At 56.1% G+C, this 14,109-nt stretch carries 14 protein-coding genes; all 14 read left to right on the top strand.

Annotated elements, in window-relative coordinates:
* The first annotated feature begins 4 nt into the window (after positions 1-4).
* The 14 genes from rfbF (at position 5) to H1B31_RS10555 (ending at position 14,106) form a co-directional block, all read left to right on the top strand.
* Positions 5-793: a glucose-1-phosphate cytidylyltransferase gene (rfbF, locus tag H1B31_RS10620; protein WP_185980294.1), complete on the top strand. Its 789-nt coding sequence runs from the start codon at positions 5-7 to the stop codon at positions 791-793.
* A 29-nt stretch (positions 794-822) separates the two neighbouring features.
* On the top strand, positions 823-2,193 hold the full coding sequence (locus H1B31_RS10615) for a bifunctional glycosyltransferase/class I SAM-dependent methyltransferase (RefSeq protein ID WP_185980293.1): 1,371 nt from the start codon (positions 823-825) through the stop codon (positions 2,191-2,193).
* Between the two features lie 97 nt (positions 2,194-2,290).
* Positions 2,291-3,262 (top strand): biotin--[acetyl-CoA-carboxylase] ligase, encoded by a 972-nt coding sequence (locus tag H1B31_RS10610; protein ID WP_009656204.1) that lies wholly within the window; start codon positions 2,291-2,293, stop codon positions 3,260-3,262.
* A gap of 40 nt (positions 3,263-3,302) precedes the next feature.
* Positions 3,303-4,070 carry a type III pantothenate kinase gene (locus H1B31_RS10605; protein WP_009441819.1) on the top strand — a complete coding sequence of 256 codons (768 nt, stop codon included), beginning with the start codon at positions 3,303-3,305 and terminating at the stop codon, positions 4,068-4,070.
* Positions 4,071-4,075: 5 nt separating this feature from the next.
* Positions 4,076-5,038 carry a tRNA dihydrouridine synthase DusB gene (gene dusB, locus H1B31_RS10600; RefSeq protein WP_185981289.1) on the top strand — a complete coding sequence of 321 codons (963 nt, stop codon included), beginning with the start codon at positions 4,076-4,078 and terminating at the stop codon, positions 5,036-5,038.
* A gap of 11 nt (positions 5,039-5,049) precedes the next feature.
* On the top strand, positions 5,050-6,438 hold the full coding sequence (locus tag H1B31_RS10595; protein ID WP_185980292.1) for an aminopeptidase: 1,389 nt from the start codon (positions 5,050-5,052) through the stop codon (positions 6,436-6,438).
* A gap of 77 nt (positions 6,439-6,515) precedes the next feature.
* Positions 6,516-7,712 carry a pyridoxal phosphate-dependent aminotransferase gene (locus H1B31_RS10590; RefSeq protein WP_185980291.1) on the top strand — a complete coding sequence of 399 codons (1,197 nt, stop codon included), beginning with the start codon at positions 6,516-6,518 and terminating at the stop codon, positions 7,710-7,712.
* 210 nt (positions 7,713-7,922) lie between these two features.
* Positions 7,923-8,510: a MotA/TolQ/ExbB proton channel family protein gene (locus H1B31_RS10585; RefSeq protein WP_009656213.1), complete on the top strand. Its 588-nt coding sequence runs from the start codon at positions 7,923-7,925 to the stop codon at positions 8,508-8,510.
* A complete protein-coding gene (locus H1B31_RS10580) occupies positions 8,500-8,910 on the top strand; it encodes an ExbD/TolR family protein (RefSeq protein WP_037347065.1) in 411 nt (136 codons plus the stop codon). The genes H1B31_RS10585 and H1B31_RS10580 overlap by 11 nt, the downstream gene beginning before the upstream one ends.
* Positions 8,911-9,555 (top strand): energy transducer TonB, encoded by a 645-nt coding sequence (locus H1B31_RS10575; RefSeq protein ID WP_185980290.1) that lies wholly within the window; start codon positions 8,911-8,913, stop codon positions 9,553-9,555.
* 39 nt (positions 9,556-9,594) lie between these two features.
* Entirely contained in the window at positions 9,595-10,791 is a 1,197-nt protein-coding gene (locus tag H1B31_RS10570) for an FTR1 family iron permease (protein ID WP_185980289.1), read from the top strand.
* A 53-nt stretch (positions 10,792-10,844) separates the two neighbouring features.
* On the top strand, positions 10,845-11,414 hold the full coding sequence (locus H1B31_RS10565) for an iron transporter (RefSeq protein WP_185980288.1): 570 nt from the start codon (positions 10,845-10,847) through the stop codon (positions 11,412-11,414).
* Positions 11,415-11,535: 121 nt separating this feature from the next.
* On the top strand, positions 11,536-12,801 hold the full coding sequence (locus H1B31_RS10560; protein ID WP_185980287.1) for a DUF2318 domain-containing protein: 1,266 nt from the start codon (positions 11,536-11,538) through the stop codon (positions 12,799-12,801).
* Between the two features lie 21 nt (positions 12,802-12,822).
* Entirely contained in the window at positions 12,823-14,106 is a 1,284-nt protein-coding gene (locus tag H1B31_RS10555) for an ABC transporter permease (RefSeq protein ID WP_009441807.1), read from the top strand.
* Positions 14,107-14,109 lie beyond the last annotated feature (3 nt).

Genomic DNA, 14,109 nt, shown 5'->3' with positions numbered 1-14,109 from the left:
GCATATGAAGGTTGTTATCTTGGCAGGCGGACTCGGTACGCGGATCAGCGAGGAATCGGCGCTCAGACCGAAGCCCATGATCGAAATTGGTGGGAAGCCGATCCTTTGGCATATCATGAAGATCTATTCGTATTATGGATTTCATGAGTTTATCATCTGTCTTGGATACAAGGGCTATATGATAAAGGAATACTTTGCCGACTACTATCTGCACACATCGGATGTGACCTTCGACTTTACGATGGGAAATGCGATGACTGTACACAACAATGTATCCGAGCCGTGGAAGGTGACGCTCGTCGATACGGGGCTGCATGCCCAGACGGGGTGCCGTATCAAGCGCGTACAAAAATACATTGGAGACGAGGCGTTCATGCTGACGTACGGCGACGGTGTGAGTGATGTTGATCTGAATGCCCTCCTTGCAGCGCACCGTGCAAAGACGGGGCAGACGATCGTGACAATGACTGCCATCCAGCCCGGGGGCAGGTTCGGCGTGTTGGATATTGCATCCGATACGAATGAGGTTAGCCGCTTCGTCGAAAAGGCGAAGGAGGACGGCGGTTGGATCAACGGCGGCTTTATGGTGGTAGAGCCGGCGGTATTCGACTATCTGCGTGATGATGATGATTGTGTCTTTGAGACGGAGCCGCTTGAGACGATCGCGCGGAGCGGCGGGCTTCACGCATACAAGCATACGGGCTTTTGGCAGTGCATGGATACCCAGCGTGACAAGTATCGATTGGAAGAACGATGGGCGTCCGGGAGAGCGCCATGGAAGCTGTGGGTGTAATTTTCTATGGAAAATAAGAGGTTTTTGACGTGGCAAAGCTAAGCATTATTATCCCTGTTTACAACATGAATAGGCAGCTTAATCAGTGCCTTTTGACAATACGGAGAAGTGTGCGCTTGCCATATGAGGTAATCATTGTTGACGACGGCTCATCGGACAATGAGCGTGTTGCAGTTTCTGTGGCAGGGGATGACGTTCGTGTCCTTCGCAGTGAGGAGCATCATGGTTTTTCGCATGCCGTAAATATGGGAATCCGCGCGTCTGTTGGAGAAGTTGTTCTATTTCTTCATGCAGATGTCTTGCTCGCACAGCACACTGCAGAGGATATGTTGGATGTACTGATTAGTGATCCCAGGACGGGGGCGGTGTGTGCCGTTGCTCCACGTACGTATGAGTGGGAACAATACCTTCCAGAAACAGACTATCACTCCTTGGATGCTTTTGAAGCGGTCGCAGAGGATGTTCGAGCGCGAGCCGGAAACAAGAGATTTCCTATGATCATCGCGGAGCTGTTTGCACTCATGGTGCGCCGCGATGTACTTGAGAGAGCAGGACTTCTTGATGAGGAATATTCGGTGCCTGCCCTTGCGTCATATGATTATACCATACGAATGACGCGTGCGGGGGACGGCATCGCTGCGATACCAAGCATATATGTGCACCATAATGATAGTATCCATGCCCAGGAGATGGAGGAGTACGACCTGCTGCGTCAGCGTGAGCGCTCACTTTTTTATTCGAAACAGGGGCTTTCTCTCGATTATTCCTTTTACGTACGTCTGGATATTCTGCCGATGGCAGATCTGACACGTGAGGGGGTGCGAGTTCTCGAAATCGGTTGTGCCTGCGGGGCGACGCTAAGGGAGATTGGAGCACGAAACCCAACGGCATTGCTGTATGGCGTCGAACTCAATGAGAGAGCCGCTGCAATCGCAGCACCATTTGCGAAGATTCTCTCTATGAATGTAGAGAATCTTGACCCTGCAGAGATTCCGGAGCGTTTTGATTACATCATCATGGGGGATGTGATTGAGCATCTGTTAGATCCGTGGACGGCGGTTCGCAATATGCGCGAACTGCTCGTGCCGGGCGGTTCGATCATCGCGAGTATCCCGAACGTGGCTCATATCACCAATCTCTATAATATGCTGAGCGGTTCTTGGACGTATGAGGACATGGGGCTGCTTGACCGTACGCATTTGCGTTTCTTTACAAAATCTGAGATTGTCAAGATGTTTGAGGAAGCCGATCTTGTCATCGATGACATACGACCAAGATCGGTGACACTTGGTGATTCGTGGGAGGCGTTTCGAGAAGAGATTCTTTCTCTTCATATGATTGACGTGAATCCCGAGGATCTGGATGCATATCAATGGTATGTGCGCGCACGGCGCGCGTAGGATGTGGAAGTCCATTTTAGATTTTTTTGTGGCATGGAGTCGTTATCTGCGCTATAATAGGGCGGATGACGGCTCTATGATTTTGTGGAGGGATATGATGAGCAGGGATGTGCTGGAACTCCTGCGGGCGGCGGGCGGCTATATCTCAGGCGAGAAGATGGCGGAGCGGCTCGGTGTGACGCGCGCAGCCGTATGGAAGAAGATCGCAGCTCTGCGCGATGCGGGCTATGATATATCGAGCGCGCCGCGCAGCGGCTACGTCCTGCGCTCCGCCCCTGACCGCCTGATCGAGACGGAGATTTCGCAGGATCTGAAGACGGCGCTCGTCGGTCGGAAGGTCATCTGTTACGATGCGGTGGACTCAACGAATCTCGTGCTGAAAAACCTTGCACGCGAGGGTGCGGAGGACGGCACGGTGGTCGTTGCCGACAGTCAGGGGACAGGGCGTGGGCGCATGGAGCGCGCGTTTTTCTCGCCGCCCGGCAAGGGCATCTGGGTGAGCATTCTCCTGCGTCCGACATTCCTGCCGCAGGATGCGCCGAAGTGTACGCTGATGGCGGCTGTCGCCGTCGCGCGTGCGATGGAGGCGTTCGGGCTGCGTGCCGAGATCAAGTGGCCGAATGACATCCTGCACGACGGGCGCAAGCTGGTCGGCATCCTCACAGAGATGAGTGCGGAGATGGATCGCGTGAACTATGTCGTGATCGGCATCGGCATCAATGTGAACATTGCACCCGAGGATTTCCCCGCAGAGCTGCGCGCGATAGCAACGTCGCTGATGCAGATGAAGGGCGCACCGCTGCCGCGCGTGGCGTTCCTACAGGAACTGCTGCGCGCTCTCGATGATCTCTATGCGAGCGTGCAGCGCGAGGGCTTTGCTCCTGTGCTGGCGGCGTGGCGGGAGTATGCCGTGACACTCGGGCAGGAGGTGCGCGTGATCGGCCCTGCGGGCGAGGAGTTCGAGGGCGTTGCGGCGGACATTGATGCGGAGGGCGCGCTCCTTGTCGACACGGCAGAGGGGCGGCGGCGCGTGCTTGCGGGCGATGTGTCGATTCGCCCGCGAAGATAATTTATTTCCGAAAGAAAATTGATAGTACGGAGGAAAGAACTTGCTGCTAGTACTGGACATCGGCAACAGCAACATCGTCATGGGCGCGTACGAAGGGAAGCGGCTTCTGCGGCACTGGCGCATCTCGACGGATCGGCAGAAGACGGGCGACGAATACGGTATTCTGTTCAATGAATTGTTTCGTTATCAGGGCATTGAGATGTCCGATATCAAGGCAATCATTATCTCCTCGGTTGTACCGCCGCTTGTCGTTCCCCTGCGAAAGATGTGTGAGCGCTACTTCCGCATCCGCCCGCTGATCGTTGGGCCAGGCATACGAACCGGTATACGTCTGAACTACGAAAATCCGCGCGCCATCGGTGCTGACCGCATTGTAAATGTCATCGGCGCACACGAGCAGTTCGGCGGGCCGCTCATTGTCATCGACATCGGGACGGCGACGACATTCGACATTGTGGCGGAAAATGGGGACTTCCTTGGCGGTGTGATCGCGCCGGGGCTTGGCTCGAGCGCAGAGGCTCTCTTTCAGCGTGCGGCGCAGCTGCCGCGCATCGAACTCGTGCCGCCGAAAACAGTGGTCTGCCGCAGTACGATCCAAGGCATGCAGGCGGGCATCATCTACGGCTACGTCGGGCAGATCGACGAGATCGTCCGACGCATCAAGGCGGAGCTTGCGATGGAGATGAAGGTGGTCGCGACGGGCGGCTTTGCACGCATGGTAGCAAAGGAATCGCAGACGATCGACAAGGTCGATCACTTCCTGACGCTCACGGGGCTGCGTGTTCTCTATGAGCGAAATCAGCCGTGAATCCGATGAAAATAGGAGCGTTCACGTTCGATGATCCCGTCTTTCTCGCACCGATGGCAGGGGTGACGGACACGGCATACCGCGTGATCGTACACGATATGGGCTGCCCGCTCGCGTTTGCAGAGATGGTGAGCAGTCAGGGCATCCACTACCGCAACGAACACACGATGAAGATGCTCCGTACGGAGGAGGGCGAGCGTCCGATTGCGATGCAGATTTTTGCCAAATCTGCGGCGATGGCGGCGGAGGCTGCCGCCTACATCGAGGAGATCGGGACGGCGGACATTCTGGACTTCAACATGGGATGTCCCGCGCCAAAGGTTGTGAAGAATGGCGAGGGCTCGGCGCTCATGCGCGAGCCGAAAAAGGCGGAGGAGATATTAACCGCGATTCGCCGCGCAACGAAGCTGCCGTTCACGGTAAAAATGCGGCTTGGCTGGGATGATACCTCGCGCAACGCTGTGGAAATTGCACGGATGGCAGAGGCGGTCGGTGTCGATGCCGTTGCCGTGCACGGGCGTACGCGTGAGCAGTTCTACAGCGGCAATGCGGACTATGCGGCGATCGCCGAGGTGAAGCGTGCCGTCAATATTCCCGTGATTGTGAGCGGTGACATCCGCCGTCCTGCCGATCTTGCGCATGCACTCGACATCACAGGTGCAGATGCGGTGATGATCGGACGCGGCGCGCAGGGGAATCCGTGGATTTTCCCGCAGCTCATTCACTGGCTGCACACGAGGAAGGAACTGCCCCCGCCGACTCTCGCGGAGCGTGCACAGGTCATCCTGCGGCATCTCGATCTCCTCGTCGGCTATAAAGGCGAATATGTTGGCATCCGCGAGATGCGAAAGCATGCGGCATGGTACACGCGCGGTCTGAAAGGCAGTGCAGAGCTGCGCGAGCGATTCAATCGCGCGGCATCAAAAGATGAATTCGTGCAGATTTTGCACGAGGCGTGGGATATATGAAAGGAATACATATGAGTGACGATAAGAAGACCTCGGTCTGGTTGAAATACACAATGGAGGAACGTGCCGCAGTCGATGTACTTGCACACGGCTACATTGACTTCCTCTCGGACTGCAAGACGGAGCGCGAGAGCGTGACGAAGGCAGTGCGCCGCGCACGCGCAGCAGGCTACCGTGACCTTGCGGATGTCATCGCGAATGGGGAGACACTTGCGGCGGGGGACAAGGTCTACGCGGTCAACATGAAGAAGGCGATCGTACTCTTCCATATCGGGGCAGAGCCGATGGAGCACGGCATGAACATCCTCGGCGCGCACATCGACACCTGCCGCCTCGATGTGAAGCAGAACCCTCTGTATGAGGACAATGGTCTGGCGTATTTTGACACGCACTACTACGGCGGTATCAAGAAGTATCAGTGGGTGACGATCCCGCTTGCACTCCACGGTGTCGTCGTGAAGAAAGACGGCACGGTTGTCGAGATCACCATCGGGGAGAAGGCGGACGACCCCGTCTTCTGCGTGACGGACCTCCTCGTACATCTCTCGCAGGAACAGCTTGAGAAAAAGGCATCAAAGGTCATCGAGGGCGAGAAGCTGGATGTGCTCATCGGCGGTTATCCGCTGAAAAAAGACGACAAGGAATCCGTCAAGGACGGGATTCTCGCGCTCCTCAAAGAGCATTATGACATTGCCGAGGAGGACTTCAACTCGGCGGAGCTGACGCTCGTTCCGGCGGGACGTGCACGCGAGCTCGGCTTTGACCGCAGCATGGTGCTCGGCTACGGGCAGGATGACCGCGTCTGCTCCTATACTGCACTTTGCTCTATGCTCGAGACGGAAGCGGTAAAGCGTACGGCGTGCTGCCTTCTCGTGGATAAGGAGGAGATCGGAAGCGTCGGCGCGACGGGGATGCAGTCACGCTTCTTTGAGAACATGGTCGCAGAGGTGCTCTCTGCCTGCGGGCAGTATACGGAGATCGCCCTGCGCCGCACCCTTGCACGCTCAAAGATGCTCTCCTCGGATGTGTCGAGCGCGTACGACGGGCTCTATGCGGATGCGTTCGAGAAGAAAAATGTCGCATATCTCGGGCGCGGCATGGTGTTCAACAAATTCACGGGTGCACGCGGCAAGTCCGGATCGAGCGATGCGAGTGCAGAGTACCTCGGCGAGCTGCGCCGCATGATGGACGAAAATGGCGTCAGCTATCAGCTTGCGGAACTTGGGCGCGTCGACCTCGGTGGCGGCGGTACGATTGCCTACATAATGGCGCGCTACGGCATGGATGTGATCGACAACGGCGTCGCTGTCATGAGTATGCACGCGCCATGGGAGGTCACGAGCAAGGTTGACATCTACGAGATGAAGAAGGGCTACGACGTATTTCTGCGGAATGCGTGAGGGCTTGTAAATACTGCATGTCCCTGCCGTCAGATGGCGGCAGGGACATAATTTCTTTTAGGAAAGGGAGTACAGGTATGGTTTCGCAAGAGATGTACGAACTCGGAACGAAGAAATCCACGATTCGCACGATCTTTGAATATGGGCAGAAGCGTGCGTCGGAGGTCGGCGCGGAGAATGTCTTTGACTTCAGCCTCGGCAATCCGAGTGTGCCGACCCCAGACTTCATTCGGGACGCGGCGGTGGACATCCTGACGCACAGTGACCCGACGGAGGTGCACGGCTACACGATTGCGCCCGGAAAACCGCAGGTACGCGAGATCCTTGCGGCCGACATCAAAAAAAGATTTGGTTTGGAAGTCACAGGGAAAAATCTTTTTCTTACGGCGGGGGCGGCGGCATCCGTGACAATCGCATTCAAGGCATTGACGGAAACGGGAGATGAATTTGTCACGATTGCGCCGTTCTTCCCCGAGTATCGTGTCTTTGTCGAGGCGTGTGGAGGGCGGCTTGTCATCGTGCCCGCAAAGACTGACAATTTTCAGATTGACTTTGCCGCACTTGAGACGGCAATCACGCCGCACACGAAAGCCGTTATCATAAATTCGCCGAATAATCCGAGCGGTGCAGTCTACAGCGAGGAGACCATTCGGCGGCTTGCGGAACTCCTGCGTACAAAGGAGCAGACGTATGGACACCCGATTTTTATCATCGCGGACGAGCCCTATCGTGAGATTGTCTACGATGGCCTGAGCGTTCCGTGCATTCCTCTCTACTATGACAACACGATTGTCTGCTACTCCTACAGCAAGTCCTTTTCCCTGCCGGGCGAGCGCATCGGCTATATCGTCGTCCCGGATACCGCTGCGGATTTTGCACGCGTCTACGGTGCAATGGCAGGTGCAGCGCGTGTCCTTACACATGTCAATGCGCCTTCGCTCTGGCAGCTTGTCATTGCACGCTGTGCGGGAAAGGCTGCTGATCTGAGTACATACGCACATAATGCAAAGCTGCTCTACGAAGGGCTGACGGCAGCTGGGTTTGAATGTATGCGCCCGCAGGGGGCGTTCTATCTCTTTCCAAAGGCACTCGAAGAGGACGATGTGGCGTTCTGTGCACGCGCACGTGAGTTCGATCTGCTCCTTGTGCCGGGCGCGGACTTCGGCTGTCCAGGATATTTCCGTGCGGCGTACTGCGTGCGTACGGAGATGATCGAGCGTGCACTGCCGCACTTTCAAGAGTTGAGAAAAACTTACAAAGAAATACATGAATGAAGTTCGTTAATGATGACTTCATTAAAAAAGGTGTATTGACAATCGGTCTCTACAGAGCTATACTTAGTATCGATTCAAATTTCGTAAGGGATATCATTATCGACGGATATACCACGAACTTATAGAAGAATTATACGCGTTTTCATACGTTTGACAAGGAAGGTGTTCTTTTTGACCAGTGCTGAACTCTTTGAAAAAGGCGGACCGGTAATGTACCTGCTGCTCCTGTGCTCGCTCACGGTGGCAGCGATTGCTATCGACCGTTTTTTGCTCTATCGTCGTGCATCGCAGGGGGCACGTGCGCTTGAAGCGGATGTTGCCGCCGCGCTTCGCAAGAAGAAGCTGGATGAGGTCGCACCTGCTGTGAAGGGCAAGGACAACATGGTTGCCCATCTCATACAGAGTGCGGTCGATGCGCGTGCGGCAGGGGAGGATGTTCCCATGACGCTTGAGGCGGTCTACGGTGAGGCGGCAATGCTTCTGCGTGCACGTCTCAACTATCTTTCAACGATTGTCACGCTTGCACCGCTGCTCGGTCTCTTGGGCACGATCTCGGGTATGATCCAGTCCTTCAGCGTGTTCAACCTGCAGGCAGGGCAGCCGATGGCAATTACGGGCGGCATCGGAGAGGCACTGATTGCAACGGCGACGGGACTTCTTGTCGCGATCTTTGCACTTGTTGTGCACACCTACTTCGCACAGCGCATGGACATGATGCTGACACTGCTCGAAAAGACGATGAATACCCTGCTCGCGGGGTTCGCCGCGAATGATGGAGGGCATTCTCATGCGTCGTAATTTTCATGATGTGCGTGAGCCGCTCGTCATGATTATCCCGATGATCGACATTATGCTCTTTCTGCTCGTTTTCTTCATGCTCAGTACGATGTATATGGTGAATGCGAGCACAGTGCAGGTCAGTCTCCCACAAGCGGCGAGTGCACAGCAGGACACGCGCCCGCACATCGTATCCATTACGGTGACGGAGGACGGCAAGGTTCTCTTTGACCGCGATGAGGAGCCAACGCGGGAACTTACGGCGCGGGTCAAGACGCAGCTCGAAGATGATCCCGATACGGTCTTTGTCGTGCGCGGCGACCGCAAGGCGGACTACCAGTTCGTCGTCACCGTCTTTGATGCGCTCAAGGAAGCGGGGACGCGCCATGTGTCCATCGCGACGGAGACGGGAGGGGTCTGAGTGCAGTATCAGACACACTGGCGTCTCGCCTTTGTCCTCGCGTTCTTCTTTCACATCATTGCGTGGCTCTTTCTGACAATTCTCATTCCGCACGTCTTCAAAGCACTTGAAGCACCTCCGCAGGAGGAGCCGATGGAGTGGGTCGAACTCGCGGATGATCCAGGGCCTCCCGAGGAGGAGCAGGCGGAGGAGCCTCCTCCGCCCCCTCCGCCCCCGCCTGAACCCGAGCAGGTCGAAGAAGAACCGGCCGTGGTCGAGGCGGAGGTTCCGGAGGAAGCCATCACGGAGATTATGAAGGAAGTCGAGGAAACGCCGGAAAAGGAGGAGCCTAAGGTTCTTCGATCCGGCGAGGGGAAGCAGATCGGTCAGCCCGGCAAGATTCTGCATGCGGAGCAGCCGCCCTATGGTGTCGTTCAGTTCAAAGGCCGCATTGCCGTCTCGGCACGCATCGGTACGGACGGCAAGGTCATCAGCACCCGCATCCAGGTCTCCTCCGGAAATGCGCTCTATGATCGGATGGCACGGCGCATTGTCGAGAAGCAGTGGAAATTCGAGCCCGCGAAGGATATGAACGGGCAGCCGATGGAATCCGATATGCAGTGTCCTGTTTACTTTAACATGAAGCCTGCACGCAATATCAAATAATGTGCATGTGCCGGAAGAAGGAGAGGAATAAGTAATCCCATGAGAAAACTCATTGTATTCATTATGGCGCTCTTTCTGCTCCTGCCTGCAGCATCCACAAATGCTGCGCAGACGTGGCAGCAGATCCACGACCACATTGCCGCTGAGATGAATAATGTCTACACGATCTACCAATCAGGCAATGCGGAGGGGGCAAAGGATGCCGTCAATGATATCTACTACGGCATCTATGAAAAGGACGGTCTGGAGAGTGCTGTGCGCAGTGGGATCTCCTCCAAGAGTGCGAACCTCACGGAGTACCAGTTCTACACACTGAAAAAGGCGATCCGCGCGGGTGCACCGCAGTCTGAGGTAGAAGCCGAGGGAAAAAAACTTCTCGATATGGTTCAGGCAGAAGTGACAACCCTCGAGACAGCGGGCGTGCAGTCGGGCGGCTGGGGCATGTTCCTGCAGGCGTTTCTGATTCTTCTGCGTGAAGGCGTTGAGGCGATCCTCGTGCTCGTCGGTATCATCGCCTACCTTGGGCGTGCCGGACACGAGAAGGAACTCTCCACGGTCTATAACTGGGCGATTGCAGGCGTTATTGCAAGCTTTATCTCGGCTTATCTCTTCGTTGAAGTTCTTGATAATACGGCGACGACGGGCTCCGGACGTGAGATCATCGAGGGCTGTACGGCACTCTTCGCCGTGCTTGTCCTCCTCGGTACATCTGCATGGATGGGCGGCAAGTCCAACGCGAAGGCGTGGAAATCCTACATTGACAAGCAGGTGAAGCTGACACTCTCGACGGGGAAATCACGAGCGCTCGGTTTTGCCGTATTCCTTGCCGTCTATCGTGAGGGTGCAGAGGTCATTCTCTTCTATCAGGCACTTTTCAACAACGCCATCGGCGATGTCGATATGATTTGGGGCGGCTTTGTCGCTGCTTGTGCTGCGCTTGCCCTGATCTTCTTCCTCATGCAGCGCGGTGCACTGCGCATCCCGATCGGTCCGTTCTTCAAGGTGACGAGCGCGTTCATGTTCATTCTCGCCGTTACGTTCCTTGGCGGCGGACTCAAGGAACTGCAGGAGGCCGATGTGATCTCCACCTCGGTCATCGAGGCGGTTCCCGTGCCGAGCATCGACTTGCTCGGGCTTTATCCCACCTATGAAACCATTGTGCCGCAGCTTTTGCTGATTGCAGCGGCGGTCGCGATGGTATCATATAGAAAGCGCTCTGCTGCGGCAGAGGCGTGAGTTTTCCCCGCAAGAGGGAGCAGTGTTTCATCTTTTTTAAGGAGGATTATCCCATGAAGAAATCCGGTCTCAGCATGCTCAAGAAGGCGCTCGCAGTTGGCGCCATCGCATTCTCCACGTTTGCGATCAATGCGAATGTCAGCGAAGCTGCATTCGAGGAGTTCCCGATCGGCGACGAGATTGAGAATACGACGAACCACTTCAAGGTTGCGCTCGTGTACTTCCAGCCGGTTACGATGGAGCCTGCCGGCATGAGCCTCCCGGCGGATCAGGCGGATATCCACATCGAGACGGATATCCATGCAACCGAGGGCAACGAGTGCGGCTTTGGTGTTGGTGAGTGGATTCCCTATCTGACGGTGCACTACAAGTTCACGAAGCGTGAGACGGGCGAGAGCCTCGAGGGTGTGTTCATGCCGATGAGCGCAGACGACGGTCCGCACTACGGCGCGAATGTCAAGATGCTTGGCGCGGGCACCTATGACTGCGAATTCTCGATCGACAGCCCTGCACGCCAGAACTACATGCTCCACACCGATAAGGAGACGGGCGTTCCGGGTCATTTCTGGACCGAGCCGGTCAAGATGAGCTGGGTGTTCAACTACGTTCCGCGTAAGTGGTAATTTCAGCAACTCCCGGACGATGACGGCGTGGGATTCCTGTGCCGCAGATTGTCCTGCCGGAATTAGAATGGCTGCCGTCCTTCGGGGACGGCGGCTTTTCTAGTAGGAAAGGGTTATTACAATGTTACAGGCGTTTCTACAACAATTGGTGCCGGCGCTCGAAGAGAGCATCAAGCTCGCCGTGCCGCTCGGTATTCTGCTTGCAATCATTCTGCCCCTGCCGAATCAAAGCATTCGCCATACGTTTGTGCGCGTTTTGAAATGGGGCTTTTTCCTCTCGCTCTTTATGACTGCCGTGCGTGTCGGTACAAAGTCCGCAGTCAACCGCGAGATTTTCGAGAGCATGGCAATCGGTGTCGATCTCGTGGGCGCGCTCGTTCTCTGTACGATCCTCCTGCGCAGCCTGCATCGCGAATGGACCTCAAAGGAGGAGCGCGTCTTCCGCCTCGGAACAGGGGCTCTTGCGCTTGGCATCTTCCTCTATCACGGGTTGGAGCTTTGGCTGATCCCCGTTGCTACGGTTCAGGTTGCGATGGGAGATTATTTCACACTCATCTTCTTTGTGAAGATGCTCGGCTTTTTCGGCGGCATCTTTCTCGGCTTCCTCTCTGGGTATCTGGCGTACCATGCGGCAGCTGCCCTCAACCACGGGCGTCTCGTTTTCGTCTTTACTGTGCAGATGGCGGCGACTGCCGTGCAGCAGGTCATATTTGTCATGACGGTTATGATGGCGCGGCAGGTGTTTGGTGCAGAAAGTCTCATTTCTTTCATGGCATCGTTCATCGACAATCAGAACAAGATCATCTATGCGATTTACTTCGTTTCGATTCTCGTGCCTGTCACGCTCTTTCTGCAGCCGCGTCCCGAGCGTCCCGCTTGGGCAAATCCCGCGCAGTACCGTCAGCTGCTCGCCCGTGCGATTCGGCGCAAGCGCTGGGGATCGGGGCTGCTTGCAATGCTCGTCCTGACAATCCTCATATCGAGCGTCGGCGGTTGGTATGCGAACAAGAAGGAACAGCTTGTCCCTGCCGTTGCAGTCAAGGCGGAGGACGGTCTTGTGCAGATTCCGCTCGAGGAGGTTTCGGACGGACATCTCCATCGTTATGCCTTCCGTGCCTCAGATGGGACGGAGGTGCGTGTCATCATCGTACAGAAGGGCGGCTCTGCGTTCGGCGTGGGGCTTGATGCGTGTGAGATCTGCGGACCGACGGGGTATTTCGAGCGCGACGGACAGATCGTCTGCCGCCTCTGCGATGTCGTCATGAACAAGGCGACGATCGGCCTTCCCGGCGGCTGTAACCCGATCCCCGTGGAGTACCGCGTGGCAAACGGTGCGGTGCAGATCGCAGGGGATACGCTTGAAGCGGCGCGCATTCACTTCCGCTGACGGCATGAGAGGAGGAAAGCCATGTTTTGGCAAATGGTAAAAGGGGCGCTCATCCGTCAGCGCGGGAGGTTCATCCTCATCGCACTGACGGTCGCCCTTGGCGTTTCGCTCGCGACTGCCATGCTGAATGTCATGTTCGACATCGGCGAGAAGGTCAATCAGGAGCTGAAGGCATTCGGTGCGAACATAACGGTAACACCGCGCAACTCGATGGTGCTCAAGGATCTCTACGGCGTGGAAACCACGAAGAGTACACATCGTGAATACCTTGAGGAATCGGATCTCGGCAATATCAAGACGATTTTCTGGACGAACAACATTGTTGCATTTGCACCATCACTGACGACGAATATGACGCTTGCGGACGGTGAGACCGTTCCGCTCTTCGGCACGTGGTTTGAGCACACGCTCACGCTGCCGACGGATGAGGTCTACACCACGGGCGTGAAGTTCATGAAGTCGTGGTGGCACGTCGACGGTGACTGGGCGGATGATACGCAGACGGATCAAGTGCTCGTCGGTACAAAGCTCGCACAAAAACTCGGTGTGTCGGCGGGCAGTACACTCTCGTACAAGAAGCCGGACGGTTCGGATGGCACGCTGACGGTCACCGGCATCCTTTCGGGCGGCGGCGATGAGGAGAACCAGATTGTCGGCTCACTTGCTCTTGCGCAGAATCTTGCAAACGCTGCGGGGAAGATCGATCAGGTCGAGGTCAGTGCGATGACGACGCCGGAGAATGATCTTGCACGCAAGGCGGCAGAGAATCCGAAGTCGCTCTCACAGGCAGAGTATGACATCTGGTACTGTACCTCATATGTCGGATCGATCGCCTATCAGATCGAGGAGGTCATGCAGAATGCGGCGGCGCATCCCGTGCGCCAGATCGCAGAGTCCGAGGGCAAGATTCTCGGCAAGACACAGCTCCTTATGCTGCTGATTACAGTGCTCTCGCTGCTCTCTTCGAGCCTCGGTGTCAGCAACCTCATCAGTGCGAACATCATGGAGCGCAGCCGTGAGCTCGGACTTCTCAAGGCGCTCGGCGCGACGAATCTCGCGGTCGTGCTCTCCGTGCTTGCGGAGATCTTTATCGCGGGGATTATGGGCGGCATCCTCGGCTATGTCGTGGGGCTTGGCTTTGCGCAGCTCATCGGCGAGAATGTCTTTGGCTCGGGCATTGCGGTCAATCCGTATGTCATTCCGATCATTGCTGTGCTCATGTCGCTCGTGCTGATCATCGGGAGTGTGCCCGCGATCCGTATGCTTCTGTCGCTGCAGCCGGCAGAGGTTCTCTATGGCAGGTGATGA

This window comes from Selenomonas timonae, assembly GCF_014250475.1.
Classification (GTDB): Bacteria; Bacillota; Negativicutes; order Selenomonadales; family Selenomonadaceae; genus Centipeda; species Centipeda timonae.
The sequence above is the reverse complement of the archived record's forward strand: the minus strand, read 5'-3'. Positions and strand labels throughout refer to the sequence as shown.